General features: G+C 71.9%; 27 protein-coding genes, 1 tRNA gene and 1 pseudogene. 18 read left to right on the forward strand and 11 right to left on the reverse strand.

Annotated elements, in window-relative coordinates; all coding sequences use genetic code 11:
* The first annotated feature begins 123 nt into the window (after positions 1 to 123).
* The 4 genes from LWC33_RS09910 to LWC33_RS09925 are packed head-to-tail and all read left to right on the forward strand — an operon-like array spanning position 124 to position 2,878.
* Positions 124 to 387 (forward strand): DUF8847 domain-containing protein, encoded by a 264-nt coding sequence (locus LWC33_RS09910; RefSeq protein WP_233303977.1) that lies wholly within the window; start codon positions 124 to 126, stop codon positions 385 to 387.
* 21 nt (positions 388 to 408) lie between these two features.
* Positions 409 to 1,605 (forward strand): Tm-1-like ATP-binding domain-containing protein, encoded by a 1,197-nt coding sequence (locus tag LWC33_RS09915; RefSeq protein ID WP_233303978.1) that lies wholly within the window; start codon positions 409 to 411, stop codon positions 1,603 to 1,605.
* Entirely contained in the window at positions 1,602 to 2,438 is an 837-nt protein-coding gene (locus LWC33_RS09920) for a phosphoenolpyruvate hydrolase family protein (RefSeq protein WP_233303979.1), read from the forward strand. The genes LWC33_RS09915 and LWC33_RS09920 overlap by 4 nt, the downstream gene beginning before the upstream one ends.
* A 2-nt stretch (positions 2,439 to 2,440) precedes the next feature.
* Positions 2,441 to 2,878 (forward strand): SRPBCC family protein, encoded by a 438-nt coding sequence (locus LWC33_RS09925; protein ID WP_233303980.1) that lies wholly within the window; start codon positions 2,441 to 2,443, stop codon positions 2,876 to 2,878.
* Positions 2,879 to 2,883: 5 nt separating this feature from the next.
* Here the strand turns inward: LWC33_RS09925 and LWC33_RS09930 are convergent, their stop codons facing one another.
* Positions 2,884 to 3,567 carry a YceI family protein gene (locus tag LWC33_RS09930; RefSeq protein ID WP_233303981.1) on the reverse strand — a complete coding sequence of 228 codons (684 nt, stop codon included), beginning with the start codon at positions 3,565 to 3,567 and terminating at the stop codon, positions 2,884 to 2,886.
* Between the two features lie 272 nt (positions 3,568 to 3,839).
* On the opposite strand from LWC33_RS09930, the gene LWC33_RS09935 reads away from it, so the two are divergent.
* Positions 3,840 to 3,914 (forward strand) — tRNA-Ile (locus LWC33_RS09935).
* A 523-nt stretch (positions 3,915 to 4,437) separates the two neighbouring features.
* Here the strand turns inward: LWC33_RS09935 and LWC33_RS09940 are convergent.
* The 5 genes from LWC33_RS09940 to LWC33_RS09960 form a co-directional block, all read right to left on the reverse strand.
* Complete coding sequence (locus LWC33_RS09940) at positions 4,438 to 5,118, reverse strand: TMEM175 family protein (protein ID WP_233303982.1); 681 nt, start codon at positions 5,116 to 5,118, stop codon at positions 4,438 to 4,440.
* Positions 5,119 to 5,171: 53 nt separating this feature from the next.
* On the reverse strand, positions 5,172 to 6,851 hold the full coding sequence (locus LWC33_RS09945) for an MOSC and FAD-binding oxidoreductase domain-containing protein (protein WP_233303983.1): 1,680 nt from the start codon (positions 6,849 to 6,851) through the stop codon (positions 5,172 to 5,174).
* Between the two features lie 107 nt (positions 6,852 to 6,958).
* Complete coding sequence (locus tag LWC33_RS09950) at positions 6,959 to 7,828, reverse strand: DUF427 domain-containing protein (RefSeq protein WP_233303984.1); 870 nt, start codon at positions 7,826 to 7,828, stop codon at positions 6,959 to 6,961.
* Between the two features lie 45 nt (positions 7,829 to 7,873).
* Positions 7,874 to 8,593 (reverse strand): SDR family oxidoreductase, encoded by a 720-nt coding sequence (locus LWC33_RS09955; RefSeq protein WP_233303985.1) that lies wholly within the window; start codon positions 8,591 to 8,593, stop codon positions 7,874 to 7,876.
* Entirely contained in the window at positions 8,590 to 9,240 is a 651-nt protein-coding gene (locus LWC33_RS09960; protein WP_233303986.1) for an alpha/beta fold hydrolase, read from the reverse strand. Before LWC33_RS09960 ends, LWC33_RS09955 begins: the two co-directional genes overlap by 4 nt.
* A 177-nt stretch (positions 9,241 to 9,417) precedes the next feature.
* On the opposite strand from LWC33_RS09960, the gene LWC33_RS09965 reads away from it, so the two are divergent.
* Positions 9,418 to 12,201, forward strand: coding sequence for an AAA family ATPase (locus LWC33_RS09965; protein WP_233303987.1), 2,784 nt, complete (start codon positions 9,418 to 9,420; stop codon positions 12,199 to 12,201).
* Between the two features lie 130 nt (positions 12,202 to 12,331).
* Here the strand turns inward: LWC33_RS09965 and LWC33_RS09970 are convergent, their stop codons facing one another.
* From LWC33_RS09970 to LWC33_RS09980, 3 genes are all read right to left on the reverse strand, one after another.
* Complete coding sequence (locus LWC33_RS09970) at positions 12,332 to 13,111, reverse strand: DUF2182 domain-containing protein (RefSeq protein ID WP_233303988.1); 780 nt, start codon at positions 13,109 to 13,111, stop codon at positions 12,332 to 12,334.
* Positions 13,112 to 13,152: 41 nt separating this feature from the next.
* Positions 13,153 to 13,809 carry a DUF1326 domain-containing protein gene (locus LWC33_RS09975; RefSeq protein ID WP_233303989.1) on the reverse strand — a complete coding sequence of 219 codons (657 nt, stop codon included), beginning with the start codon at positions 13,807 to 13,809 and terminating at the stop codon, positions 13,153 to 13,155.
* Between the two features lie 150 nt (positions 13,810 to 13,959).
* Positions 13,960 to 14,166: a hypothetical protein gene (locus tag LWC33_RS09980; RefSeq protein ID WP_233303990.1), complete on the reverse strand. Its 207-nt coding sequence runs from the start codon at positions 14,164 to 14,166 to the stop codon at positions 13,960 to 13,962.
* Positions 14,167 to 14,372: 206 nt separating this feature from the next.
* Here LWC33_RS09980 and LWC33_RS36480 point away from each other — a divergent pair.
* The 10 genes and pseudogenes from LWC33_RS36480 to LWC33_RS10025 all read left to right on the forward strand — a co-directional run.
* Positions 14,373 to 14,597: pseudogene (locus LWC33_RS36480) on the forward strand (Rieske (2Fe-2S) protein); the annotation flags it as partial.
* Positions 14,598 to 14,763: 166 nt separating this feature from the next.
* Positions 14,764 to 15,363, forward strand: a complete 600-nt coding sequence (locus LWC33_RS09985) for an RNA polymerase sigma factor (protein WP_233303991.1) — start codon at positions 14,764 to 14,766, stop codon at positions 15,361 to 15,363.
* On the forward strand, positions 15,360 to 15,647 hold the full coding sequence (locus LWC33_RS09990) for an anti-sigma factor family protein (protein ID WP_233303992.1): 288 nt from the start codon (positions 15,360 to 15,362) through the stop codon (positions 15,645 to 15,647). Before LWC33_RS09985 ends, LWC33_RS09990 begins: the two co-directional genes overlap by 4 nt.
* A 120-nt stretch (positions 15,648 to 15,767) precedes the next feature.
* Positions 15,768 to 16,682: a GNAT family N-acetyltransferase gene (locus LWC33_RS09995; protein WP_233303993.1), complete on the forward strand. Its 915-nt coding sequence runs from the start codon at positions 15,768 to 15,770 to the stop codon at positions 16,680 to 16,682.
* 8 nt (positions 16,683 to 16,690) lie between these two features.
* Positions 16,691 to 18,061 (forward strand): EamA family transporter, encoded by a 1,371-nt coding sequence (locus tag LWC33_RS10000; RefSeq protein ID WP_233303994.1) that lies wholly within the window; start codon positions 16,691 to 16,693, stop codon positions 18,059 to 18,061.
* Positions 17,986 to 18,864, forward strand: a complete 879-nt coding sequence (locus tag LWC33_RS10005) for a GNAT family N-acetyltransferase (RefSeq protein ID WP_233303995.1) — start codon at positions 17,986 to 17,988, stop codon at positions 18,862 to 18,864. The genes LWC33_RS10000 and LWC33_RS10005 overlap by 76 nt, the downstream gene beginning before the upstream one ends.
* Before the next feature lie 361 nt (positions 18,865 to 19,225).
* Positions 19,226 to 19,432 (forward strand): hypothetical protein, encoded by a 207-nt coding sequence (locus LWC33_RS10010; protein WP_233303996.1) that lies wholly within the window; start codon positions 19,226 to 19,228, stop codon positions 19,430 to 19,432.
* Between the two features lie 55 nt (positions 19,433 to 19,487).
* Positions 19,488 to 21,326 carry a glycoside hydrolase family 15 protein gene (locus LWC33_RS10015; protein WP_233303997.1) on the forward strand — a complete coding sequence of 613 codons (1,839 nt, stop codon included), beginning with the start codon at positions 19,488 to 19,490 and terminating at the stop codon, positions 21,324 to 21,326.
* 67 nt (positions 21,327 to 21,393) lie between these two features.
* Positions 21,394 to 21,699, forward strand: coding sequence for a hypothetical protein (locus LWC33_RS10020; protein ID WP_233303998.1), 306 nt, complete (start codon positions 21,394 to 21,396; stop codon positions 21,697 to 21,699).
* 332 nt (positions 21,700 to 22,031) lie between these two features.
* The gene (locus tag LWC33_RS10025) at positions 22,032 to 23,348 is read left to right on the forward strand and encodes a hypothetical protein (RefSeq protein WP_233303999.1); all 1,317 of its coding nucleotides are present in this window, start codon (positions 22,032 to 22,034) and stop codon (positions 23,346 to 23,348) included.
* On the opposite strand, the gene LWC33_RS10030 is transcribed toward LWC33_RS10025, so the two are convergent.
* Together LWC33_RS10030 and LWC33_RS10035 are read right to left on the reverse strand one after the other, a co-directional pair.
* The gene (locus tag LWC33_RS10030; RefSeq protein ID WP_233304000.1) at positions 23,320 to 23,754 is read right to left on the reverse strand and encodes a hypothetical protein; all 435 of its coding nucleotides are present in this window, start codon (positions 23,752 to 23,754) and stop codon (positions 23,320 to 23,322) included. The two genes, LWC33_RS10025 and LWC33_RS10030, sit on opposite strands and share 29 nt — an antisense overlap.
* The gene (locus tag LWC33_RS10035) at positions 23,751 to 24,944 is read right to left on the reverse strand and encodes a molybdopterin-dependent oxidoreductase (RefSeq protein WP_233304001.1); all 1,194 of its coding nucleotides are present in this window, start codon (positions 24,942 to 24,944) and stop codon (positions 23,751 to 23,753) included. Before LWC33_RS10035 ends, LWC33_RS10030 begins: the two co-directional genes overlap by 4 nt.
* Positions 24,945 to 25,067: 123 nt before the next feature.
* Here LWC33_RS10035 and LWC33_RS10040 point away from each other — a divergent pair, with 123 nt between their 5' ends.
* Both LWC33_RS10040 and LWC33_RS10045 read left to right on the forward strand, forming a co-directional pair.
* Complete coding sequence (locus LWC33_RS10040; protein ID WP_372476583.1) at positions 25,068 to 25,766, forward strand: response regulator transcription factor; 699 nt, start codon at positions 25,068 to 25,070, stop codon at positions 25,764 to 25,766.
* Positions 25,767 to 25,768: 2 nt separating this feature from the next.
* Entirely contained in the window at positions 25,769 to 26,827 is a 1,059-nt protein-coding gene (locus LWC33_RS10045; protein WP_233304003.1) for a sensor histidine kinase, read from the forward strand.
* Positions 26,828 to 26,829 lie beyond the last annotated feature (2 nt).

Raw genomic sequence — 26,829 nt, forward strand, 5'->3', positions numbered from 1 at the left:
CGGTGCTCCCTCCCGCGAGTCGCGCTCTGGGCTTCCGCGAGTCGCGCTGGGGGCTTCCGCGAGTCGCCCGGCGTGACCCCGCCGACCGTGCGCCGTCGCGGGACGGGCACGTACCGTGGCCGGATGCCCGCAGCCTCGGAGGAGGACTGGGACGACTGGGTCGCCGCCCGGACGCCCCGGCCGGACCCCGCCGACGAGACCCCGCCCGACACCTACTGGTTCGTCGGCGGCCCGCTCGACGGCCGGGTCCGCACCCGCCCGGCCGAGCAGGAGGCGCCGGCCGTCGTCCGGCACATCCACCTGCACGGCGGACCGAAGATCGTCCACCACTACGACCTGTACGAGGTCGCGGGACACGGCGGCGAGTACCGGCTGCGCGAGGAGTGATCGTGCGGTAGGACTCCAGGAGTGGGTCCTGCGTACGTGATCGGCACGCACGACACCAAGGGCGCGGAGCTGCGCCACGTCGCGGACCTTCTCCGCGCCGCGGGCCTCGCCGTGACCTCGGTGGACGTGTCCACCTCCGACAAGAGCGCCGCGCGCGCCGACGTGTCCGCCGCCGAGGTCGCCGCGGCGCACCCCGACGGCGTCGACGCCGTCTTCACCGGCGACCGGGGCAGCGCGGTCGCGGCGATGGCCCTCGCGCTCGAGCGCTGGCTGCCGGCGCAGGAGGTCGGCGGGGTGCTCGGCCTCGGCGGCTCCGGCGGGACCGCCCTGGTCACCCCGGCGATGCGGGCGTTGCCGGTCGGCGTGCCCAAGGTGATGGTCTCGACGGTCGCGTCCGGCGACACCGCGCCGTACGTCGGCGCCGCCGACATCGCGATGGTCTACTCGGTCACCGACGTCGCCGGGATCAACCGCATCTCCCGGCTCGTCCTCGGCAACGCCGCACACATGCTCGCCGGGGCGCTGACCCGCGAGATCCCGCCGGGGGAGGACCGGCCCGCCGTCGGGCTGACCATGTTCGGCGTGACGACCCCGCTGGTCACCGCCGTCCTCGAGCGGCTGGGGACCGAGGTGGACCCGCTGGTCTTCCACGCCACCGGTACGGGCGGGACGGCGATGGAGAAGCTCGTCGACTCCGGTCTCGTCTCCTCAGTCCTCGACCTGACCACCACCGAGATCGCCGACCTGCTCGTCGGCGGGGTCATGGCGGCGGGGGAGGACCGCCTCGACGCTATCGCCCGCACCGGCGTTCCCTACGTCGGCTCGGTCGGCGCCGTGGACATGGTCAACTTCGGGGCCCGGGACACGGTCCCGCCGCGTTTCGCCGACCGGCTGTTCTACGAGCACAACCCGCAGGTCACACTCATGCGCACCACCCCGGAGGAGAACGCCGAGATCGGCGCGTTCCTCGCTCGCAAGATCAACGCCTTCACAGGGCCGGCGCTGTTCCTCGTCCCGACCGGCGGGGTGTCGCTGCTCGACGTGCCCGGCCAGCCGTTCCACGACCCGGAGGCCGACGCCGCGCTGCTCGCCGCGCTGGAGTCCGGACTGGACAGCCACACCCGGCTGCGGAAGTTTCCGATGGCGATCAACGACCCCGAGTTCGCCGACGCCGTCGTCGCGGCCTGGCGTGACGTACAGCGGGAGGTGGCGGCATGAGGTTCGGCCGCGCGGAGCTCGTCGAGCGGTTCCGGGACATGGCCCGCCGCGGCGAGCCGATCGTCGGCGGGGGAGCGGGCACGGGCCTGTCGGCGAAGTGCGAGGAGGCCGGGGGGATCGACCTCATCGTGATCTACAACTCCGGGCGCTACCGCATGGCCGGCCGGGGCTCGCTCGCCGGCCTGCTGGCCTATGGCAACGCCAACGACATCGTCGTCGAGATGGCCGCCGAGGTGTTGCCCGTCGTCCGCCGCACCCCGGTCCTCGCGGGCGTCAACGGCACGGACCCGTTCATGCTCACGGACCGTTTCCTGCGCGAGCTCGCCGACCTCGGCTTCTCCGGGATCCAGAACTTCCCGACGGTCGGCCTGATCGACGGGGTGTTCCGGGCCAACCTCGAGGAGACGGGGATGGGCTACGGGCTGGAGGTCGACCTCGTGGAGGCGGCGCGCCGCCTCGACCTGCTCACCACGCCGTACGTCTTCTCGGCCGACGACGCCCGCGCGATGACCCGGGCCGGCGCGGACATCGTCGTCTGCCACATGGGCCTCACCACCGGCGGCGCGATCGGCGCGGAGACCGCGAAGACGCTCGACGACTGCGTGGCGCTGATCGACGAGTGGTCCGCCGCGGCGCTGGAGGAGCGGGAGGATGTCCTCGTGCTCTGCCACGGCGGCCCGATCGCCATGCCCGAGGACGCGGCGTACGTGCTCGGCCGTACCGCGGCCTGCCACGGGTTCTACGGCGCGTCCTCGATGGAGCGCCTGCCCACCGAGACCGCGCTGGTCGAGCAGACCCGCGCCTTCAAGAACGCCCTCGTCACACAGGAGTGACCATGCCCCGTCCCTACGCCAGTGGAGTCGTCGCCGCACCGGCCGAAACGGTCTGGGCACTGCTGCGCGCCTTCAACGGCCTGCCCGACTTCCTCCCCGCGATCGCGAAGAGCGAGATCGTCGAGGGCACGGACGGCGCCGTCGGCGCGGTCCGCAGGCTGACCCTCGCCGACGGCGGCGACCCCTTCGACGAGAAGCTGCTCGCGATGGACGACGCCGACCGCACCCTCACCTATGCCTTCACCGGCGCGAACCCCTTCAACGCGCGCCGCTACGTCTCCACGGTCCGCGTCGCCCCGATCACGGACACCGGCGAGTCGTTCGTCGAGTGGTGGTCGGAGTACGACGCGGACGCGGGGCAGGAGGAGGGCCTCAACCAGACCTTCGCGCAGGGCGTCTACGCGGGAGGCATCGACGGCCTGCGCGCGAAGCTCGCCTGATCCGATCAGGCCGCGCGTGCGAGCTTGAGCAGGAACTCGATCTGACCAGTCGGATCGACCTTCACGAAGTCGCCGATGCTCGGCGGGGTCACGCCGAAGTCGGCGAAGGTCACCGGGACGGAGCCGGAGACGTCGATCCCGGTGCCGTTGCGCACGGCGGTCATCGGGAAGGTCACCGGACGGGTCACGTCGCGTACGGTCAGCTCACCGGTGGCGTTTGCCGTCGCGCGGTCGCCGCCGGTGAAGCCCGCGCCGAGGTCCAGCGGATCGGTGAGCCGGAAGGTGGCGGTCGGGTACTCCGCGACGTTCATGATGTTCCCGGTGAACTGGTCGTCGCGGCGGTCCTGGTCGCTCTTCACGGAGGCGAGCTGCACGGTGACGTCACCGGCGGTCACCTGCGACCCGCTCACCGTCGCCGAGCCCGAGACGTCCTGGGTCCGGCCCACGGCGTCGATGCTCTGCCCGCCCAGGATCTCGTGCACCCGGTAGCCGGACTCGGAGCCGCTGGACACGGTGTAGTCGCCGCCCAGCTCGCCGGTCGCCGCGGTCTGGTCGGTAGCGACGGCGAGCGGCGCCGCGGCGTCGCCCTCGATCACCTTGGCGTAGAACAGCGGGCCGCCGACCGCCGACACCACCACCAGCACGACCGCGCCGAGCAGGTAGCGCTTCCAGTACGTCCGCAGCTTCACGGGCACCCCCGGATCTCTCGTCCAACTCGCAGTTGAAGCTTCAACGAGCGACCGTAGCCAGGGTTGCTGAGAGCCGGCTGAACGTTCAACGAAGCGGAGACCGTCGTGGATGCCCCGTCCCGTGAAGCATGCCGGCCCTCGTGAGTCGGGGAGCTCCGGGAGCGCGAGTCGGGAGTTCCGGTGGCGCGAGTCGGGAGTTCTGGTGGTGCGAGTCGGGAGGCGGCCGTGGGCGGCGCGTCGCCGCTGGTGCGGGCCGCTAGCCTGTCGCGCGAGGGGCAGTAGCTCAGTTGGTCAGAGCAGCGGACTCATAATCCGTCAGGTCGTCGGTTCGAGCCCGACCTGCCCCACTCCCTGACCAGCGGTTTCGTGAGTAGCTTCGGTGGACCCAGGGTCCGCGTGACACGAGTCGTGACGCGAACCGGGCTACCGTTCGCGCCATGGCGACCTCCTCGGGCAGGCGCGAGCGCCTCCGAGGCAGCATCGGCCAGCTGCCGAGCGGCGTTTTTCGGGTGCGTGTCATCGTCGATGCAGCCTGGTTTCCGGTCTTCCGGAGCGTTCGTCTGGGTGGCGATGACGACGGGTGCGCGCCGCGGCGGGCTGTGCGCCCTGCGGTGGCGCCACGTCGACCCGGCCAGCGGTCTGCTGGTCGGCGAGCGCAGCATCGCCCACATGACACGAAGCGAGCGAACCTCTCACGACAGGTCGCGTTCCTGGGTGTCACGTTCAGCGTTCAGAGGTCGGTCACCCTGCTGCATACCGCCTTCAAGGCTGAACAGGTGAAGGCCACGGTGGCCGGTGACACGGAGGGCGCCGCGGCGTGGGACCGCTACCGGCAGCCATGGAGGACGCGATGTGGGCCGCGACGACGCTTCAGGGTTGCGGTCGAGGGCTTTCGCCCCGGATCGGGAGCCAGTAGAAGACGTTGAAGGCGACGATCAGGACCACGCCCAAGGCCGGGATCAGAGCCCCGAGCAATGTGGCGACGGTGAGCCAGACGAGGGCGAGCAGGAAGCGGCTGCCGATAGCGGTCATTGCCTCTGAATCGGTCGCCTCGCGGACGAGTCGGTGCCGGCGCGCGTATCTCCACAGTGCGTTGAACATCAGCGCGGTCACCGCAAAGGCTACGCCGTAGAAGACCACTGCGGTTCGTTGTTCGTATGTGCTGCGCAGTGCTTCGGCGAGGACGGACGTTGCGAACGGCAGAAACGCCACAACCATCAAGAGCAGTGTGTTGAGGAGCAGTACGATCCGGTCGGCAGTTCGGATGTGGTCGAACATGACGTGGTGGTTGGCCCAGACCTGTCCGATGAACAGGAAGGTGACCGCATAGGCGAGATAGGACGGCCAGAGCGCGAGGAGCCCGTGCAGTAAGTTCTGATCTCCGCTGGGCGGCCGGATCTCCAACACGAGCAGGGTGACGGTGATGGCGAAGACGCCGTCGCTGAGCGCGACGAGCCGTACCGTTTCACGATGCGCCGCTGCCGGGTCCGCGTTCGTCCTGCCTCCGAAGGCACGGAGAGTTGCGAGTGGCGGCCGCAACCATCTGGTCATCGCCGAGTTCCCGTGCGAGCGTGGGGCACCTGTTGTCATCGTGCTCCTTGGTCCTACATGTCCAGGACGACGTCGGTGTCGGGCTGGGCGCAGCAGATGAGCACCTGCCCGCCGTCCGGCGGATCGAGCGGGTCCGGGGAGTAGGAGACCTCGCCCGAGAGCACTGTGGTGATGCAGGTGTGGCAGACACCCGACCGGCAGCTCCAGCGGGTGGGGACGTCGCAGGCGTCCGCGAGCTCGAGCACGTTGCGCAGGCTGGTGGGGAAATGCGCGGAGAGACCGCTGCGGGCAAAAGTCACCAGTGGCCCGGTTCCTGGTGCACCGGAGGGCGGGTGGGGTGATCGGTGGGGTTGCCCGATCAGGCCGGGGTTGAGCGACGGCACGGCGCCGAACAGCTCGGTGTGGATGTCGCGGGGGTCCATGCCGAGCGCGGTGAGTGCGCGCTGCATGTCGGCCATGAAAGCGGACGGCCCGCAGACGTAGGCGTTCGCGGCGGCAGGAAGGGCGAGCGCGACCAGCTCGTCGTAGCTGAGTCGCCCCCTGTGGGCCTTGTGCTGTCGGCTTTCCTCGACCGTGGCAGCGCTGTAGAACACGTGTTCATGGGCGTGCGGCAACGACGCGAGCAGGCCGTGCGCCTCATCGGCCAAGGGATCCTCGCCCGGTCGTCGGGCGCCGTGGAGCCACCAGACCTCCCGTGCGCTGTGCCGAGTGGCGAGCTCGTGCAGCATCGACAGCACCGGCGTCAGGCCGATGCCGGCAGAGATCAGAAGAACAGGTCCGGTGCCGTCGGCGAGAAGGAAATCTCCGCGGGGCGCGGCCACCTCGAGGAGGGTTCCCGGCTGGAGCGTCGTCGTCAGGAAGGCGCTGGCGATGCCGTGGGGCTCGTGTTTGACGCTGATCCGGTAGGTACCGCCGTCGGGTGCGGAGGACAATGAGTAGCTGCGTACCGGGGCGGGTTGCCCGGCCGCCGGGATCCGCAGCGTCAGGTACTGGCCGGCTCGCGTGGGGGGAAGGCGACTGCCGTCCGTCGCGGCTAGGTGAATGGAGGAGACCGTGGTGGTCTCGCGGCGTACGGCCGCAACACGCATGCTTCGGAACCCGGCCCAGGCCGGCTCGGCGGCGACGGACTCGAGGTGTGCGCCGGCGCCGTCGGTGTCGGCGGTGAGCAGGTCGCGGAAGGAGTCCCGCCAGCCGGGGCTGAGGGCGGGAAGTTGCGCTGCGAGGTGGAGCTTCGCCGGGTCCCGCCCGGGAAGGTAGAGCAGCGCGTCGGTGTCGGCGATGCTCAGCGCGCCGGGGCCGGTGCGGGTCTTGATGATGCGGTCGCCGGCCTGGATAAGCCCCTCGGTGAGGACGCGCATGTAGAAGCCGGGGCGGTGGTGGCTGACGAGCAGTGCGGGGAGCCGGGGCTCGTCGAGACGCATGCCGACGCGATAGCAGGTGACCCGCGGCTGAGTGACCTCGAACTCGGCCTCGCCGATGCGGTAGCGGTCGCCGACGCAGACTACGTCGTCGGGCAGGCCGTCGACGGTGAGGTTCTCCCCGAACTGGCCGAAACCGAAGTCGTCGCGTCCGAGATGGCGCTGCCAGTGTGTGTAGGACTGGATCTGGTAGACGAGCACGGCGCGCTGCTCGCCGCCGTGACCGGCCAGGTCGCCCTGCCCATCGCCGTCGATGTTGAGCCGGCGAGCCATGACCGGGCCGTGTACCGGTTCCTTCCAGATCCCGGTGTGCACGGTCCTGCCCTGCCACGCGACGTCCTTCGGCATGCCGACGTTCACCGAGAGGACGCGGGGAACCTGTGAAACCCGTGCCGGAGGTGTGGTCGTCCTACTGTGGCCGATCATGTGTCTTTGCCGGGAGCGAGTTCGTCGGGGGTGAGGTCCCGGTCGATGCCGTGCGCGACGACGGATTGGCCGGGTTCCGGCCGTAGCCGGGTGCCGTCGATGTGCACCTCGGCCTTGTCCGGCTCGAACGAGATCAACCCGCTGACGCGCCGGACCTCGGTCCAGGCGTTCTCGTAGGACCAGGCGGCGCGACGAGCACTGCCGATGTCGTAGTAGCTGCAGAGCCCCTTGTAGGGGCAGAAGGTCTGGCCTTCCACCGGGGTCAGGGCGGACTCGTCGGTGTCCTCGCGCGGGACGTACCAGCGCGGGGCGAAGCCGGACTCGTACAGCGCCAGCGGCCGGCTGGTATCGGCGACGACCTGGCCCGCGTGGTGCACGGTGAGATGGCGGCTGGTCCGGCGGATGTCGATACGGTGGTAGCTGTCCGCAGCGTGGCCCACGATCCGCTCGTCCTCCTCGTAGAAGGCGTCCATGGCCCGCCAGGCGAACGCCACGCGGGCCTTGAGCTCGCCGGCGTGATCGGGCAGTTCGACGTGTTGGTAGGCCGCGCGTTGCTTGTCGCCGGTGCCGGCGCGCACGGTGTACCAGGTCGTCAGCCCGAGGTCGCGGTGCCGGGTCGTGTGCTCGCCGGAGAGCAGGACGCCGTCGGCGATGGCGCCGGGCGGGAAGTAGGCCACCGGGTAGCGACCGGGCTCGTGCAGCAGCACGACGTCGTCGCTGTCGGCGATCCACTCGCCGCCGAAGCGGACCCGCATCCGGCGGCGTAGCGGCTCGGCGTAGAGCAGGCGTCCGGGTAGCGGGTCGGGGACGAGGAAGCGTCCGACCGCGCCGACGGCGAGTGGTCCTTGCTGCCAGGACAGGCCCATCGTCTCCAGTCCTCCGATGCATTCGAGGGGTGGTCGTTCCGAGCTTCAGGTGAGGGGTTCGCCGCCGTCGATGTGCAGGGTCTGCCCGGTGAGGAACGTGCTTGTCATCGCGAACAGGACTGCATCGGCGACGTCGCCTGCGGTGCCGATGCGCCGGACCGGATTGCGGGCGCTCCTCTCGGCCGAGTAGCCCGCCTCGGCGTCGTCAGCGACGACATCCCGTGCGCCGGTGTCGACCACGCCGGGGGAGATGGCGTTGACCCGGACGGGCGCCAGCTCCAGTGCCAGTGAACGGGTCAGGACGTCGACGGCGCCATTGGTGATGGCGACCCCGAGCGCGCCGACCGCGATCTTCACTGCGGCCACGCCGGAGAAGAGGACGAACGATCCGGCCTCGTTCATCCTGGGCGCCAGATGCCTGGCCATCAGGAGCGGGCCGATCACCTCGGTGTCGAAGGACAGCCGCATCGCGCTTCGCTCCAACTGCTGCAGGCGGCCCCGGGCCGGCGCGGATGCGGTGACCACGACGTGGTCGACCTGGCCGAGCCGTTCGCCGAGGGCGCGGATGGAGTCGTCGTCGGTCAGGTCGACGGTCTCGGTGCAGATGGCGGGCTCGCCGAGGTAGGCGGCAGCCAAGGCGTGCTTGTCACGATCGGCGACGATGACCTTCGCCCCGGCGTCGCGGGCGGTCAGCGTCGCCGCGCGGGCGATGCCGCTGCCCCGGCCGATCACCAGGACGGCCTGACTGTGCAGCAGCCCGGTCACGACAGTGTTCGGGCCAGGAAGCCACGGATGAGGCTCGCGGCGGGATCCAGGTGGCTTTCCAGCAGGAAGTGCCCCCCGTCCAAGAGGTGGATCTCGGCGCTGGGGGCGTCTTGTGCGAACGCCAACGCGCCTTCCTGCCGGAAGATCTCGTCGTTGGGCCCCCAGACCGCCAGCACGGGTACACCCATGTCCCGCCAGGCGCGCAGCTTCGGGTACAGCGGCAGGTTGCTGGCATAGTCGGCGAACAGCGCCAACTGCACGAGATCGTTGCCCGGCCGGGACACCTGGGCGAAGTCGTGCTCCCAGGCGTCCGGCCGCCAACCCACCGGCGCCCCGTAGTCCTGCACGTAGAGGGCGTACCGGTCGACCGCCAGTTCACTCAGCAGGTCCGCCGTGAGCCCGGCCAGGGCGTCGAAGGTGTAGGTGAAGTCGTCGACAGACGGCGCGTCCGACAGGCCGAATCCCAGGTGGTCGGGCGCAATGACGCGGTACCGATCCGCCAGCAGCTGGATCAGGTGCCGGAACATGAACGAGCTGGCAGGGAAGCCGTGCAGCAGCACGACGGCCGGAGCCTCGAGCGGGCCCGCGTCCCGGTAGAACAAGCGTTGGCCGTCCACGGTGGCATGACGGTGGTGGACCCGTGCCATCTCTGCCTCCTCCGAACTCGCCGCCCGGGCGAGAGCAGCTCTGGAAAGCCGTTCCACTGGATAGCTGCCAGCCGCGGGCCCGAGGTGAAGCCTGCCTCGGCCGGCGGGCCGGCCGAATCCCCTGGTGAGTAGCCACGACGGGTAGTTCGTCACCGCCCAGCGCGATAGCGTGAGTCGGTGCAGGTGCCCGACAGCTCGCCGGTACGGCGGCCGGGGACGGGACTCACCGGCCGCCGCAACGAGTGCGGCGTGCTCGACCGGCTGGTGGAGACGGTTGCGCACGTCGGAACAAGTCAGGCCCTGGTACTGCACGGGGAAGCAGGCGTCGGTAAGACTGCGCTACTGGAGTACCTGGCCGAGCATGCTTCGGGCTGCCGGGTGGCCCGTGCTGCCGGGGTCCAGTCGGAGATGGAGCTGGCCTTCGCCGGGCTGCATCAGCTGTGCGTGCCGATACTGGATCGGCTGGAAGCGCTGCCGGTACCGCAACGCAATGCGCTGCGCACCGCGTTCGGCGTGGTCGCCGGCCCCGCCCCGGACGCCTTCCTGGTCGGCCTGGCCGTGCTGAGCCTGCTGTCCCACGTCGCCGAGGAGCAGCCGCTGATCTGCCTGGTCGACGACGAGCAGTGGCTCGACCACGCCTCGGCGCAGGTCCTCGCGTTCGTCGCCCGCCGTCTCGGCGCGGAGTCGGTCGGAATGGTCTTCGGCGCCCGGATCCCCAGCCGCGAGCTGGCCGGTCTACCGGAGCTCGTGGTCCGCGGTGTGTCCGAGACAGACGCACACGCGCTGCTGGCCTCGGCGCTGACCGGACCGATCGACGCGCGGGTCCGCGACCAGATCGTCGCCGAGACACGGGGCAATCCCCTGGCATTGTTGGAGATACCACGGGGGTTGACCCTCGCGGAGCTGGCCGGCGGGTTCGGCCTTCCCGGCACCACGCCGCTGGTGGGCAGCATCGAGGAAAGCTTCCGGCGCCGCATCGATGCTCTGCCCGCCCGAGCGCGGCAACTGCTGTTGCTGGCTTCGGCCGACCCGACCGGAGACCCCACGCTGATATGGCGAGCAGCCGAGCTGCTCGGGATCGGCGCCGACGCCTCGGCAGCCGTGGCCAATGCCGGCCTCGCCGAGTTCGACGCCCGCGTCCGGTTCCGCCATCCGCTGGCCCGCACAGCGACCTACCGGTCGGCGACGACCCAACACAGGCAGGAGGCACACGAGGCACTGGCCGAGGTCACCGACCACCGGGTCGATCCCGACCGACGCGCCTGGCACCGTGCGAAGGCCGCTCCGGGACCGAACGAGGAGATCGCCGCTGAGCTCGAACGCTCTGCCGGGCGAGCTCGAGCACGCGGCGGCTACGCCGCCGCGGCCGCGTTCCTCAAGCAGGCGGCGACGCTGAGCAGCGACGCGGACAACCGAGCGAGGCGTGCCCTGACCGCCGCCCAGTCCAAGATCCAGGCCGGAGTGTTCGACGTGGCGCGGGATCTCCTCGCCATGGCGGCCTCCCAGCCACTCGACGACCTTCAGCAGGCAACGTTCGACATGACGCAGGCCCAACTGGCGTTCAACACCAGCCGGGGCGGAGAAACCCCGGCGCTACTGCTGAGCGCCGCTCGACGTCTCGAAGCGAGCGACCCCGCTCTCTCGCGCGCCACCTACCTGGACGCGTTGCTGGCGGCGATCTTCGCCGCACGCTTCGCCGCCCCGGGCGGAGACGTCCTCGAGGTGGCCCGCGCCGCAAGCGCAGCACCGCCGCCGCACCACGGCGAAAGTGTCGCTGATCTCCTGCTCGACGGCACGGCAGCGGGTCTGCATGCGGGGTACGCCGCGGGAGTGCCGATCCTGCGCAGGGCTCTTGCCGACTTCGGCGCGAGCATGCCCGCAGAGGAACAACTGCGGCGGATGTACCTGGCGTGCGTGACCGCTGCCCGACTATGGGACGACCATCGCTGGAACGAACTCTCCGCACGCTACCTCCAGCTCGCACGCACCACCGGCGCACTCAGCGAGATCCCGCTCGCCCTCACCGCACGCGCCCACATACTGCTGTTCACCGGCGACCTCGCGACGACCGCGGTGCTGACCGACGAGCTACGGACGGTCATGGAAGCGACCGGCAGCGGCCTTGCCCCCTACAGCGCGATGGGGCTGGCCGCGCTGCGCGGCGACGAAGCCTCAGCGGACGCCCTCGTCGAAGCCACCATCCAGGACGTCACTCGACGCGGAGAGGGCATCGGCATCACCTTCGCCGAATGGGCGAACGCCACGCTGAACAACGGCCTCGGCCGCTACGACAAGGCGGCAAGCGCGGGCCGGCGCGCCATCGCCTACGGCAACGATCCCGCCTCGCTGTGCTGGGCCCTGGTCGAGCTGATCGAAGGCGCCACGCGCTGCGGCATGACCGGAACGGCGGCCGACGCCTACCGCCGCCTCGAGGAGCTGACCACAGCAAGCGGCACCGACTGGGCCTTGGGAGCCCAGGCGCGGTCGCACGCGCTGCTGCTCGAGGGCGACCACGCCGAGCACCGCTACCGAGAGGCGATCGCCCGCCTCGACAAAACCCGCCTTCGGGTCGACCTCGCTCGCGCGCATCTGCTCTATGGAGAATGGCTGCGCAGAGAACGGCGCCGTAGTGACGCTCGTGAAGAACTGCGCGTGGCCCACGACATGCTCGAGGTGATGGGTGTAGCCGGCTTTGCCGAGCGGGCGCGACACGAATTGCGAGCTGCTGGAGGAACACCACATAAACGCAGGCCGGTCGAACAACACCAAGAACTGACCGCACAGGAGACGCAGATCGCTCAGCTGGCCCGTGACGGCCTGTCCAACCCCGAAATCGGCGCACGACTGTTCATCAGCGCACACACGGTGCAATACCACCTTCGCAAGATCTTCACCAAACTTGGCATCACCTCGCGCAGCCAGCTCGATCGCGTCCTGCCCCTTCGGCCGACAATGGGGTAGCGATTCCGCCGCGCTGACGTTGCCGGTGTCCCGCTGGACGCTGTGGTTCCGCCCCGGAGCGCCGGCGATGACGGCAGGGGGAGTCGGCGAGCCGGGCCCCGGGCACCCGGTCGACGGCGAGACCGTGGGCTCAGTGGTGGTGCGCGGCGCCGGCTCCGTCGCCCGTCAGCGGTCCGGCCAATGCCGCAAGGCCCAGCCAGGCACCGGCGAGGAGCAGGACCAGGCCGACGGGCTCGACGAGGCTGGTGCCACGGGGGTGGGTCTTCTCGATCACCATCACTGCCGCGAGCCCGATCATCGCCCAGAGGCTTCCGACGCCCACGGCGAACATCACCACCATCAGTGCCCAGCAACACCCCACGCAGAACAGGCCATGGCGAGCACCCAGCGCCCAGGATGCGGCAAGGCCGCGGCGGTAGTGCCGGACCAGGAACGCGCGGGGGTCACGGCAGGCGCGCAGACAATGTCGCGTCAGCGGGGTGAACTGCGCCGCGCCGGCGATCAGGAGCGCTCCTGCCAACACCACCCGTTCATCCGGCTGCCCGGCAGCGTCGACCGCCGCATGGATTCCCACGTCAGCCGCCAGCGCCAGCCACGCGAAGACCAGCCAGACCGTGACGTAGGCGGCCAGGAACAGCATCCGGACGGCGAGCCGCCGCTCGACACCCGCGGTGACGACGGTGAACATCCGCACCATCGGCACGGTCGTGGGCAGCATCATCGCCACGACCATCACCAACCAGGCGCCGGTGAAGGTCGCCAGCGCCAGCGGCCAACCTCGTCCGGATCCCGGTCCGACGAGATCGCCGTGCCGGTGGGCCAGCTCGGGTGCGTAGATCGCCAGTCCGACGAGCAGCAGCCAGCCCACGCCGGTGACCGCCCACAGCACCAGGCCTGGGTCGTGACGCACGCGGGCGAGCGACAGGGTCCCAGGCCTGCCGCCGTGGCCGGTCATCCCGCGGTCGTGTAGGTGATGTGGTAGTCGGACTGGATGGCGTTGCGCCCTTCGAAGTCCCAGACCATGCCGTACTGCGGCAGGTCGACCTTGTGGTGGTGGGCTCGGGCGACGTAGGCCGGAGAGCCGGGAACGGTGGAGAACAACGAGTCGCGCAGGGTCGTGATGGTGGCGCCGTCCGGGCTGCGGAACGGTTCCATGTCGGCGGAGAGCACGTCGCCGATACGCAGGGTGCCGTTCCCGTCGCGGGTCTCGTGGGTGATGGGTGCCCGCTCGATCGCGATCACCTCGTCGACCAACCCGGCCAGGTCGGCCAGCGGACCGCCGAGCCGGCCGTGGTAGGCGTCGATGATCGCCTGGAACTGCGCGTCGTCGGCGCGGTCGTCGACGAAACTCACCACCCGCCACGTGCCGGGTGCGAGCACGTTCCCGGGAATGAGACAGACGTTGATGAAGGACAGGCCGCTGACGTCGACGCCCCGGATGGTGCCGTGCTCGAAGCGGTAGGCGTTGACGGACTCGCAGCTTCCTCCATCCGGATCGGCGCCCACCCAGCACGGGCACAGCACCCCGCACGAGCACGCCTCCAGGAGGGTGCCTTCCAGGTCGTAGACGACATCGGTGGCGGCCCGCGCCGGCTTGGTGGCGGTCATGGCATCTCCCTTGCCGATCCCCTGGTCGGGTGTGTCAGGGCTCCTCGGGGTACCGGTTCGTCCGCTCGAACTCATCGTCACTTTTGAGTATTGGTGTCTGGGTAGTCGGGTGCGCACTCGCTTCCGCCCGCGCACCATGCCCGCCCGGTCTCAGCCCGTGGCGACGGGATCACGGTGTGCCGCGGCGCTGCCCTCGGCGAGGAACGTTGCCAGGCTCTCGGCGTCCCGGAGCTCTGTCGCCGGACGCAACGCCCCGAAGCGGGCGTTCCAGAACGGGCCGGTGCGCGGCTCCCACGGGCTGACGTAGGCGTACGGGGCCGGGTGCGTGGTGTCGCCGGGGGAGGTCCGCGACGACACCGCCGAATCCGCCCGGGGTCACCCGCAGCCGGATCGTGCCCGCCGTCCGGTACTGCGGCCCGGCGATCACCGACTCGCCGACGGCGTGCAGCGCCCACCGCGTCGAGGTCCATCGCTCGTCCATCCCGGCCTCCCGATCGTGTAACGCGCGCCCGTCCGGCGTGCTCTGCGCTCCCACCAGAGTCGGACGGAGCCGGGAGCGTTACATGGACACCGAGACAGCCGTCGGTACGGCCACGGGTACGAACCTGCCGATCCTCCGCTGGGACGCGCTGGCCGAGGACCGGCCCGTCCACGCCGAGGCCGACGGCATCGACCTCGTCGTCGTGCGCCGCAACGGGCGTACGCACGTCTTCGAGGGCCGCTGCCCGCACCGTGGCGCGCTGCTCGCCGACGGGCGGGTCGAGGGCGGGAACCTGATCTGCGGGGTGCACGGCTGGGGACTACCGGCTCGACACCGGCGTCTCGGCGTACAACCCTGCCGAGGGCCCGGCCCTGCTGCACGTGCACGCCGACGGGCAGCTGGTGTGAGGGCGTGCGGCGTCGGTGAGCCCTGTGCTCGTTCCCGTCCCGACGTGCGGCGGCTACGGTGCCTCGGTGCCGATCGCGGACCCGGAGCTGGTCCAGCGCTTGCGCGAGGGCGACGAACAGGCCTTCGCGGAGGTCGTCCGGGCGTGGTCCCCGGCCATGCTGCGGGTGGCCAGGGCGCACGTCCGCACGCACGCCACCGCCGAGGAGGTCGTGCAGGAGGCGTGGCTCGCGGTGCTGCGCGGCCTCGACGGCTTCGCCGCGCGGGCCTCCCTGCGGACCTGGGTCTTCACGATCCTCGTGAACGCCGCCCGGCGCCGCGGGCGGGCGGAGGCACGGCACGTCGTCGAGCTCGGTCGGCCGAGCGTGGCTCCCGAACGCTTCCGGGGCGAGGACGACGAGTACCCGGGGCACTGGCGGGACGAGGCCGCCCCGGTGGAGTGGGGCCCGGAGTCCGAGGTGCTCGCCGCCGAGTTCCGTGGTCTCCTGGAACGCGCCCTCGCCGAGCTTCCCGACCGGCAACGCGCCGTCGTGGAGCTGCGCGACGTGCACGGGTTCGCCGCCGAGGAGGTGTGTGCGCTGCTCGATCTCACCCCGGCCAACCAGCGGGTACTCCTGCACCGCGCCCGTTCCCGCCTGCGTGGGCTGCTCGAGGCGGTGATCGCATGAGCGGTCCGCACGACTCCGGAGACCGTGGCGACCTGCACGACGCCGCCGTCCGGCTCGCCTGCGTCGAGCTGGTCGAGATCCTCACCGACTACCTCGAAGGGGTCCTCCCCGCCCGGGACGCCGCCGTGATCGAGGCGCACCTCGCGCTGTGCCCCGGCTGTGCCGCCTACCTGGCTCAGATGCGCGCCACGGTGCGCGTCCTGGGCCACGTGCCCGTCGAGACGCTCTCGCCGGAGGCGACGTCGACCCTCCTCGCGGCCTTCAGGGATCGACCGGCCACCTGAGCAGCGGCGCACCGGCCGGCGCCGGGATCGCAGGAACTCGACCGTAATACCGAGCGGTCCGTAGGACTCTGACGTCGCAGGCGGTGCGGAGGGGCCGGCTGCCGGACGAGGAGGGCCGCCATGGCCGAACCCGACGTGCAGTACCGGATCCGTCCGGCCCGACCGGCGGAGATCGGTCGGCTGCGGGAGATCGAGGACGAGGCGGGCACGATGTTCGGCGGCCTGGGCCTGATCGACGAGGCGCGTGACGTGTCGTTCCCGTGGGAGGAGCTACGCCGGCTCGTCGACGACGAGCAGGTGTGGGTCGCCGTCGACGCCGCGGACCGACCGGTGGGCATGGTGATCGCGTCGGTGCGCGACCACGTCGCCTACGTCGAGGAGATGGACGTGCTGCCCGAGCACGGCCGGCGTGGCCTGGGGTCCCGGCTGCTCGCCCGGGTGGCCGACTGGGCGCAGGAGCGCGGGTACGTCGCGGTCACCCTGTCCACGTTCCGTGACGTGCCGTGGAACGGGCCGTTCTACCGCCGCCACGGGTTCCGTGACCTGTGCCCGGACGAGTGGAGCCCGGGCATGGGCGCGATCCGGGACGCCGAGGCACGCCACGGGCTGCGGGTCGACGCCCGGGTGTTCATGCGCTGCGACCTGCCCCGGGTGGACAGCTGTGGCTTGGAGGTCCGGGTGGCTCGTCAGACCCGCCGGATCGCCGAGGTGGTGGCGTTCTACCGCGACGGTCTCGGGCTGCCCGAGATCGACCGGTTCCACGATCACGCCGGCTACGACGGCGTCATGCTCGGGCTGCCCGGCACCGGCACGCATCTGGAGTTCACCGCCGCCGAGCACCTGGAACCGCCGAGCGCGCATCCGGAGAGTCTGCTGGTGCTGTACCTGGGTGACCGCACAGCGGTCGACCGGACGATCGGCCGTCTCGCGGCCGACCCGGTGCCCAGTGCCAACCCCTATTGGGACGAGGTCGGGGTGACCGTCGCCGACCCCGACGGGTTCCGGGTCGTGCTGGTCGCGGACAGCTGGAGATGACGCCGGAGATGGCCGACGGAAACCTGCCGCTGCATCCGTTGCTGGCCGCGCGCTGGAGCCCGGCGGTGTTCGACCCGTGGCACGTGGCCACCGCCGAGCAGGTCGCGGTGATGCTCGAGGCCGCGCGCTGGGCGCCCTCGGCGGGCAACTCGCAGCCGTGGGCGTTCCTCGTCGGGCTGCGGGGCGATCCGGTGCATCGGCGGCTGGTCGCGCACCTCGCCCGGAGCTCGGCGGCGTGGGCGCCCGAGGCAAGCATCCTGGTGGCGAACCTGGCGCACCGCGTCGTCGAGGGCACGGACTGGGAGTACTCCGAGTTCGCCCTCTACGACCTCGGTCAGGCCGTCGCCCACATGACGTTCCAGGCGCAGTCACTGGCCCTGCGCGGCCTGCACCCGGCCGACCTGTTGGCCGTGGAGCTGGGCGGCTCCGCGATCGTCCTGCTCACCGTTGCGACCGCCACCGGTCGGCTCCGGCGGACCGGGGCGGGCCGCGGTCTGGCCCAGGGAGCCCTGACCCCGGGTCTGAGCTTCCTGCTCGGCGACCTCGGCCTGGCCCGGGCCAGCGCGACCAGCGGGTCGCTGCTGCTGGGGAGCGAGATGCTGCTGACCGTGCTGTTGGCTGCGGTCGTCCTGCGCGAGCGGGTCGACCCGAGTTCCGCCGGCGCACTGGCCCTCGGGCTCGCGGGCACCGCGCTCGTCTCGGTCGGTGTCGCGCCGAGCGCCACCAGGGGTGACTCCGTCGCCGGGAATCTCCTGGTCCTCGCCGCGGTGGCGTGCGGCGCGGCGTTCACCGTGTGGTCCCGGCACGCCAGGGACGACAACGGCGAGGGCCTTTCGCCCACCACCTGGCAGTTCCTCGGCGCCGCCGTCGCGGTGAGCCCGTTCGTCCTCGGATCGTTGGCCACCGGCGGAACCCGGCTCGCCACCGCCGAGCCACGCGTCGTCGTCGCCGCCGTCGTGGTCCTGTGCTGCGGCCTGGGCGCGCTCTTCGCCTTCAACATCGGGATCCGCACCGTCACCGCCACCCGCGCCGCCTTGCTCGAGAACCTGCAGCCGGTCGCCGGAACGGCGACCGCCGTCGCCCTTCTCGGCGAGTCGCTCGGTGTCGGTCAGGCACTCGGCGGAGGCCTCGTCGTCGTCGGGCTCACTCTGCTGCTCCCGCGCCGGACGCCCGTGCCTGCCACCGCCGACGAGTCGCAGAACCCGCGCGCCGGCCCCGCGATCCGACCGCCGACCACCCCGTCCTGCGCTCCGCCGACCGGACCGTCCGACCCCAGCGAACCCGATGAAGAAGGACCGAGGCCATGCACTCCGACCGCATACCCCTGTTCTGTGACACCGCGCTCGCCGCCCGGGTCGAGCGGGACGAGGTCGACCTGATCTCCGCGGCCGCACAGGCCGCCCACCGACGGCGAGGCGACGGGCGGGGATTCCTGCTACCGATCGCCAGGGACGTCGCGAGCTTCGCCGACGACGGCTCGCCCTACAACAAGGTCGCCGGTCTGGGCTTCGCCGGCATACCGCACGCTGACGAGCTCGACGCGATCGAGCGGGCCTTCGCCGACCGCAACGCGCCCGCCCAGATCGAGCTCGCTCACCTCGCCGACCCCGAGATCGCGGCGTTGCTGACCACCCGCGGCTACCGGCTCGAGTCCTTCGAGAACGTCCTCGGCCGAACGCTCGACGGACACGCGGGGGCTCCTGCACCGCCGGGCATCGAGGTCCGACGCAGCGGGGACGACGAGTTCGAGGCGTGGCTGAGTGTGGTCGCCGACAGCGTGGCCCGGCCCGATGTCCAGGGCGTGCCCTGGCACGAGGAGTTCCCACGGGAGACGTACGAGCTGGCCGAACGCGACGCGGCCCGCGCCGGCGTGCTGCGCTACGCCGCCTTCCGCGACGGCACGCTCGCCGGCGGAGCAGGCCTTCGCCTCACCGACGGCATCGCCCAGTTCGCCGGCGCCGCCACGAGCCCCGCGCACCGCCGGCACGGCGTCCAGACCGCGCTCCTCACGGCCCGCCTCGGCGACGCGGCCGCCGCGGGTTGCGAGATCGGGGTCATCGTCACGCAGCCCGGATCGAAGTCTCAGCAGAACGCGCAGCGCCGCGGCTTCGACCTGCTGTACACCCGCGCCGTCCTGGTCAAGAACCTGCCGAGTTGCGACGCCGCCGCGACGACCAGCTGACCGGCCTCGTTCATGATCTGGCCGGCGTCCTTGAGCACCGGGACGACCAGTCCGAGAGACGTTGCGCAGAGCACGATCGCCACGAGCAGCGGTGCGCTCGTGAATCGGCGGACGCCAGGCCGACGCCGACGCCGACGGCGAACGACGCCAAAAAATCCGATCAGCGCCAGCCGCAGGGGCTGTCCTCGCAGCCGGTGGTGAACTGCATGACCTCACCCCTGCTCGAGGGCGGCGAACGCGTCGAGCACGCCGCGGTGAAAGGTGGGGTACGCGTTCGTGTCGCTGTGCGTCATGGCAGTGCCGAGCGCATGCTTTCCGCGAGTGTGACGTCTGGAGTCGTGCGGGAGTCTGTAGCGTCGCCATGACAACCTTCGACGGTGGTGAGTGCGCGCGCACGGCCGAGCAGGTCGCCGCGCTGCTCGGCCGCGCATCCGAGCCCGAGGTGGTCGACCATCTGCGGTGCTGCCCGGTCTGTCGTCGTACCGTCGCGTTGCTGCGGGCCGAGCCCGGTGCCGGTCCTGATCTGGAGCTGAGGCTGCGGCGGGTGTCCCGCGACCGTCTCGAGTAACGGTCGGCGGGTCGGCCGGCTCTGAGGGGGAACCGGGCCCGAGGAGGACACAGCGATGAGCATCCCGATCGCGGACTACGCCCTGTTGTCCGACCGGCACACCGCTGCGCTGGTCAGCCGGACCGGGTCGGTCGACTGGCTCTGTGCCCCGCGGTTCGACTCACCGTCGGTGCTGGGGCGGTTGCTGGACCCGGGGGCCGGGCACTTCGTCGTCTGCGCGGCCGACCCGGACGCCCACGTCGGCCGCCGCTACCTGGACGACACCATGGTGGTGGAGACGACCTGGAGCAGCGCGGCCGGGACCGTCGTCGTCCTCGACGCGCTCGCCACCGGTGGTGCCGACGATCCCCACGCACTCGGCGCCGCCGCACCCCGACTGCTCGTCCGTTCGGTGGAGTGCACCGCCGGCACGGCCGAGGTCCGGGTCGAACTCGCGCCTCGCCCCGAGTACGGCCTGGTGACGCCGCTGGTCTCGCTGGTCGAGGGCGGCGCGCAGGTTCGTGGCGGCGCCGATGTGCTGGTGCTCTCCGGCCCGGTGCCCCTGCAGGTCGCCGGCGCGGCCGCATCCGGCACGGTGGTGATGCGGGCGGGGGAGCGGGTGACGCTGGGGCTCCAGCACCGCACGACGTCCGAGCCCTTCCCCGAGCCTCTACCCCAGGCCGAACTGGACGAAGCACTCCGGACCACGATCGAGGCCTGGCGCAGCTGGTCACGCGTCCACCAGGGGTATCAGGGCCCGTGGCGCGATCTCGTGCACCACAGCGGCCGCGTCCTGCAGGCCTTGTCCTACCACCCGACCGGTGCGGTGGTCGCGGCGCCGACCACCTCCCTGCCCGAGCAGGCCGGCGGCGAGCGCAACTGGGACTACCGGTACGCCTGGGTGCGCGACGCGAGCCTCACGCTCGACGCGCTCTGGGTCGCCGCCTGCCCGGACGAGGCCCACCAGTTCTTCGACTACCTCGCCGCGAGCTCGGCCGCGCAGGTCCTCGGCGGTGACGACCTCCAGATCATGTTCGGCGTCGGAGGCGAACACGATCTCACCGAGAGAGTGCTGGGCCATCTGGCGGGCTGGCGGGACAGCCGGCCGGTCCGCGTCGGCAACGGCGCCTGGACCCAGCGCCAGATCGACGTCTACGGCGAGCTGCTCGGCGCCGCGCATCGGCTGGTCGCCCAGCTCAACCCCGAGCATCCGGGTGCGACGGCGTGGCGGGAGTTCCTGATCGCGTGCGCCGACGCCGCGGCGCGGCGGTGGCAGGAGACCGACCAGGGCATCTGGGAGGTGCGCGGGCAACCACGGCACTTCCTCTACTCCAAGGTCATGTGCTGGGTCGCGTTGGACCGCGCGATCGCGATGGCCGCGACACTGCGCGCCGAGGACCGGGTCGACGGCTGGCGCGCCAGCGCCGAGCAGATCCGGGAGGCGATCCTGACCCAGGGCTGGAGCGACTCCGTCAAGTCGTTCACGCAGGCGTTCGGCTCACCCGACCTCGACGCGTCGAACCTGATGATCGGACTGGTCGGGTTCCTCCCCGCGAACGACCCCCGGGTGCTGGCCACGATCGACGCCGTCGCCGAGCGACTCACCGACGCCCGCGGGCTGGTCTACCGGTACCGGACCGAGCCCGGCGCGAACTCGGACGGGTTGGCCGGCGAGGAGGGCACATTCCTGCTGTGCACCTTCTGGCTCGCCCAGGCCCTCGCCGCGTCCGGTCAGGGTGAGCGGGCCCGGCAGGTCTTCGACCGCGCCGCCCGCTACGTCAATGACGTCGGCCTGCTCGCCGAGGAGGTCGACCCCGGGTCCGGGGAGCTGCTCGGCAACTTCCCCCAGGCCTTCAGCCACATCGGGCTGATCAACGCGGCCTGGGCCATCGCCCGGGCCGAACAGACCGGCTGAGCGGGACCATCCGCATCCTGACCGCGTACACCGACCTGGGGCACGCCGACACGGTGACGGCGCACTCGTGTCCACCCGCGGCGACCCGCCGCTGCCCCTGGCGCGCATCCGTGCCACGGGTGAGCTGTCCGAGCTGCGGGCCGACGACCTCGCGTTCACCGACGCGGAGGTCGCCACGCTGCTGGAGGACGTCCACGGGCTGACGCTCGGCTCCTCGGACGTGCACCGGCTCGCCCGCCGGACCGAAGGCTGGCCGGTGGGCCTGTCGTTGGCCGCGATCTCCCTGGCCGGTCGGCCCCGAGACGCCGCCGCCTTCATCGAGGAGCTACGGCGGAACCGGTCCGTGGTACCGCTACCACCGCCTGTTCCGTAAGCGACGAGGCACGCATCCGGCAGCTCGGCGGCAAGGGGGACATCCAGCGAGACCGTGACCGACATCGATGACCTCCGGGGCAGCTCGAGGCCACCGAGGTTGCAGGAGAGTGCGATCCGGGTCAGCGCCGAGCGGGGCTCTCACCCGGGTGAAGCGGGGAGGGGACGAGCGTCTATCACCGCGAAGTGTCGTGTCGCTGACCGATGCGCTGCTGCGCTTCGGGTGGAGGCGGCGGGAGCGTCCGCGGGGTGCAGCCACGTGCTGAGCGAACGCAGATTACGGACCGGGGACATCGACGGGCCAGGCACGGTCTGGTCCCTAGCGTGGGCGCCGTGACCAGGACCGAGCCGCGCCGCCGCGACGTCGCCGCGGTGTCCGCGGCGGTGGTGCTGGTGCTCGCCGCAGCCGTGGTCGGGCGAAGGCTGCTCGCGGCAGGCGTTGACATCTTCCTGGGCTGGCCACCGCTGTTGGCGGAGTGGCTCCCGCACGTCGGACCCGGAACCCCGGCCGCGGTCGTCGTGGCGGTCGGTGTGGTGGCGTGGGGTCCGGGCATCGCCCGCCGGTGCGCGTGGCGACCGTTGCTGTGGGGCGCCTGGGGCGTGGCGACGGCATGGACGCTGAGCCTGGCGTTGGTCGACGGCTGGCAGCGCGGCGTGGTCGAGAGGCTCTCGAGCAGCCAGGAGTACCTGCACGACGTGCCGCGGGTGACGTCGGTGGGGGCGATGCTGCGTGGGTTCGCCGACCACATCCTCACCACGCAGGTCGACCCGGCGCAGACCTGGTTCTGGACGACGCATGTCGGCGGCCACCCGCCCGGGGCGTTCCTGCTGTTCGTGTGGCTGGACCGGCTCGGCCTCGGCGGCGGGGGAGCGGCCGGGGTCGTGGTGATCCTGGCCGGCTCGTCCGCGTGCGCGGCGGTGGCGGTCACGCTGCGCGCCCTGGGGCAGGAGGACCTGGCGCGGCGCGTGCTGCCGTTCTCGGTGCTGTTCCCGGGCGCGGTGTGGGTGGGTGTGTCGGCCGACGGTCTGTTCGCGGCCTGGCTCGCCTGGGGAGTCGCGCTGGTCGCGGTGGCGACGTCGCTGCGTGGCCCGGGTGCCGATCTCGCCGCCCTGGGCGGCGGCCTCCTGCTCGGCTACGCGCTGTTCCTGTCCTACGGGCTGGTGCTGGGAGGCCTGCTCCCGCTCGCGGTCGTGGTCGCGACGCGTCGGTGGCGCGTGATCGCAGGGGTGCTCGTGGGCGTGCTGATCCTGGTTGCGGCCTTCACCGCGGCCGGGTTCTGGTGGGTCGAGGGCTACGAGCACGTGCGGGTGATCTACGCCGCGAGCATCGCCGCGAGCCGCCCCTACTCCTACTTCGTGTGGGCGAACCTCGCGGCGGTCGCGTTCGCGCTCGGCCCGGCCGTGGTGGCGGCCCTGCGACGGATCCCCACGTTGCCACGGCCGGCGGCGCTCCTGGTCCTCGCGGCGCTCGGGGCGATCGTGGTGGCCGACCTGTCGGGGATGTCGAAGGCCGAGGTGGAGCGGATCTGGCTGCCGTTCGCGGTGTGGGCGGTCGTCGCGTGCGGGGCGCTTCCGCACCCGCGGCGGTGGCTGGTGGCGCAGGCCGTACTGGCGCTGGCCGTCAACCACCTGCTGCTGACCGTCTGGTGACCCGCACGACCCAGACCAGGGCGGACGCCCCGGCCATCGCCAGCACGAGCCACAGCCAGCGGGCCAGGTAGGGAGCCTGGTCGAGGCCGGACGCGCCGAGGTGGACGGGCCCGCCCTGCCGGATGATCCCGGGGAGGAAGACGAGCAGGGTGAGCCCGGCTCCGAGCAGCGGCACCCGGACGTGGTTCACGAGCGGCACCGGAACCGCGGGCAGGCGCACGAGCGCCCGGTCGACCGCGGCGTAGAGCGTGAACAGCACGAGATCGTGCAGGAGCAGCGCCCCGGCGAACCAGACGAGCATCCACGGGATCGACGGGTGCAGCGTGGGGTCCCGCACCAGGATGGTGGCCGCGTAGGCGCCGAGGGCCAGGCAGGCGAGCACTCCCACAGCGCGGAGCCCGGTCATGCCCGGAACCCGATCGCGCGGACCCACTTCGTGCAGTGCACGCCCGGCAGCGCCGGGACGATCACCCGGGCCGGGAAACCGTGGTCAGGAGTGAGATCCGCCCCGTTCACGCGCAACGCCAGCAGGGCGTCCGGGTCGAGCACCTGCGCTCCGGTCAGGGTCGCGTGGGCGAACGGGCCCTCCTCCACGGACGTCACGAGCGCGCTGTGCGGCGCGGGCACCCCGGCGAGCGTGGCGAGATCGCGCAGCCGCACCCCGGCCCAGGACTGCTGGGTCGACCAGCCCTCCACACAGGCGATCGGGAGTGCTGCGGTGTGCTGGGGCAGGGCGGCGAGCTGCTCCCGGGTCAGCTGCAGGGTTCCGAGGTCCAGCTGCCAGCCGGCCCCCACGGCGGCGGGGTCGATGCGCGACGCCGCGAAGGTGCGGTTCACGGGGAAGTCGCCCGGCAGGGTACGTCCGCGGGGCAGCAGCAGGGCGGTCGCGCGCAGTGGCCCGTCGAGGGTCTGGCCGACGGTCAGGCCCGCGAGCAGCAGCGCTCCGCCGCCGACGAGGGCCAGCGCGCCGCGTCGGCTGATCGTGGCCGGATCCGGCTCGGGGGCGACGAGGTCGGCGGCCGGCTCGGGCCGGGTCCGTGAGACCGGCGTGCGCAGCTCGTCCCGGAAGGACCGGGACCGCACCCCGCGCACCATCGTCGGGAGCTTGAGCGCGACGTGCAGGACGAGGCCTGCGGTGAACACCCAGGCTCCGGTGTAGTGGGCGGCGTAGAAGCTGAACCCGAACACGTAGTCGTACTGGATGTTCAGCAACCCGGTGACGATCTCGAACAGGATCCCGCCGACCAGGAGCAGCAGCGTGGCGCGCTCGGCGGCCTTCACCGGGTTGCGGGGGAGCGCGGTGAACAGCCTCGGGATCACCGACCACAGCTTCGCCAGTACCACCGGGACCAGCACGATCCCGAGCCCGACGTGCAGCCCCTGCGTCAGCCGGAACAACCAGGAGGGGCGGGTCGGCCAGTCGAGGAGCGGGAGGTGCAGGGCCCCGACGTCGGCCGGGATCGCCTGCCCGGCTCCGTAGGCCACCCAGTCGAGCAGGCCGGTCACGATCACCACGGGCAGGCTGCACAGCAGGACGAGGCCGAGCACCGAGGTCAGCCACGGACCCCGGATCGGGCTCCGCCATCGGATCAGCATGGCCCGTGACGGTAGAGCCGGAACGCCCCCTCCCACGGGACTTCGCGGGATCGGTAATCAGCTCGTCAGATCCTCTTACCGGCTGGTGACGGATCGGTCCGGAAGCCGGTCGACGGGGCTACCGTGTCCGGCGTGTGCGCGCACGTCCTGGTGGTGGACGACGACGAGACCGTCCGCGACGTCGTCGGTCGCTATCTCGGCGCGGCCGGGCACCGCGTGGCGCTCGCCGCCGACGGCCCGGGCGCGCTGCGTGCGGCCAGGGCCACCCCGCCCGACGTCGTGGTGCTGGACCTCATGCTCCCCGGGCTCGGCGGTCTGGAGGTGTGCCGGGCGCTGCGCGCCGACGGTGATCTCCCGCCGATCGTCATGCTCACCGCACTCGGGGAGGAGGACGACCGGCTGCTCGGCCTGGAGCTGGGCGCCGACGACTACGTCACCAAACCGTTCAGCCCCCGGGAGCTGGTGCTGCGCGTCGGGTCGATCCTGCGCCGGACCGGAACCGGGGTGACCGGGGGAAGCCCGGTGCTGGTCGACGGTGGGCTCCGCCTGGACCCGGCGGCCCGCAGCGCCGTCCTCGACGGCCGCCCGCTGGCCCTCACCACCCGCGAGTTCGACCTGCTCGCGTTCCTGCTGGCCCATCCCGGGCAGGCCTTCACCCGCGAGGAGCTGCTCGCCCGGGTGTGGGAGTGGGAGTTCGGCGACCGCTCCACCGTCACCGTCCACGTGCGCCGCCTGCGGGAGAAGATCGAGACCGACCCGACGGCGCCCCGGCGCATCGCGACGATCTGGGGCACCGGCTACCGCTACGACCCCGAGAGCTGACCGTGCTCACCGAGCTCGCCCGGGCGGCACCCCTGGCGCTGCTGTTCGCGCTGCCCGTCGCCGTCGTCGGCGGGCTGCTGCTGCACAGGATGCGGCGGCGCTCGATCACCGCGGCGATGACGACGCTCGCGCTGGTCCCGTTGGCCGCGGCGCTCGGCGGTGTGGTCGGGGTCAGCGGGCTGATGTACACCCCGCAGCTGGTCGGGACGATCGCGGTGTGCGTGGTGGTCGGGCTGGTCACGGTGCCCGTGGCCTGGTGGCTCGGCAGCCGCTTCGCCAGGGACGCCCTCTGGCAGCGGGAGGCGAGCGCGGCGGAGCTGGAGACGGTGCGGCGGGCCGAGACCGCCCGCCGCGAGCTGGTGGCATGGATGAGCCACGACCTGCGGTCCCCGCTCGCCGGGATCCGCGGCATGACCGACGCACTGGCCGACGGGGTGGTGCACGAGCCGGCCGACGTCGCCGACTACCTCGCGCGCATCCGCCGCGAGTCGGACCGGATGGCCGGCATGGTCGAGGACCTGTTCCAGCTGTCGCGGGCGACGTCCACGGGCCTGACGCTGCGGCTCGTCCCCGTGGCCCTGGGGGAGCTGGTCTCCGACGCCGTCGCCGCCGAGGCGCCGGCGGCGCAGACGGCCGGGGTGCGGATCGTCGCGGAGGACCCGGAGGGCTGGCCGGTGGTGCAGGGCAGCGACGCAGAGCTCATCCGCGCGATCCGCAACCTGCTGACCAACGCCATCCGGCACACCCCCGCGGGCGGCCGCGTCGTGCTCTCCGGCGGGATGCGCGACGGCCGCGCCCGGTTGGGAGTCCTGGACGGCTGCGGTGGCATCCCCCCGGAGGACCTGGACCGGGTCTTCGACGTCGGGTTCCGCGGCAGCGCCGCCCGGACCCCTCGGCAGGGACCGGGGGCCGGGCTGGGGCTGGCGATCGCACGGGCCTTCGCGGAGGCGCACGGTGGAAGTCTCGAGGTGCGCAACCACGGCCCCGGATGCGTGTTCGAGTTGTCCCTGCCCGGGCCTCGGTCCGAGCCGGCGTCGCCGCGCGCGCTCGCCCAGGCCTGACC

This window comes from Pseudonocardia terrae, from assembly GCF_021343995.1.
GTDB classification, from domain to species: domain Bacteria; phylum Actinomycetota; class Actinomycetes; order Mycobacteriales; family Pseudonocardiaceae; genus Pseudonocardia; species Pseudonocardia terrae.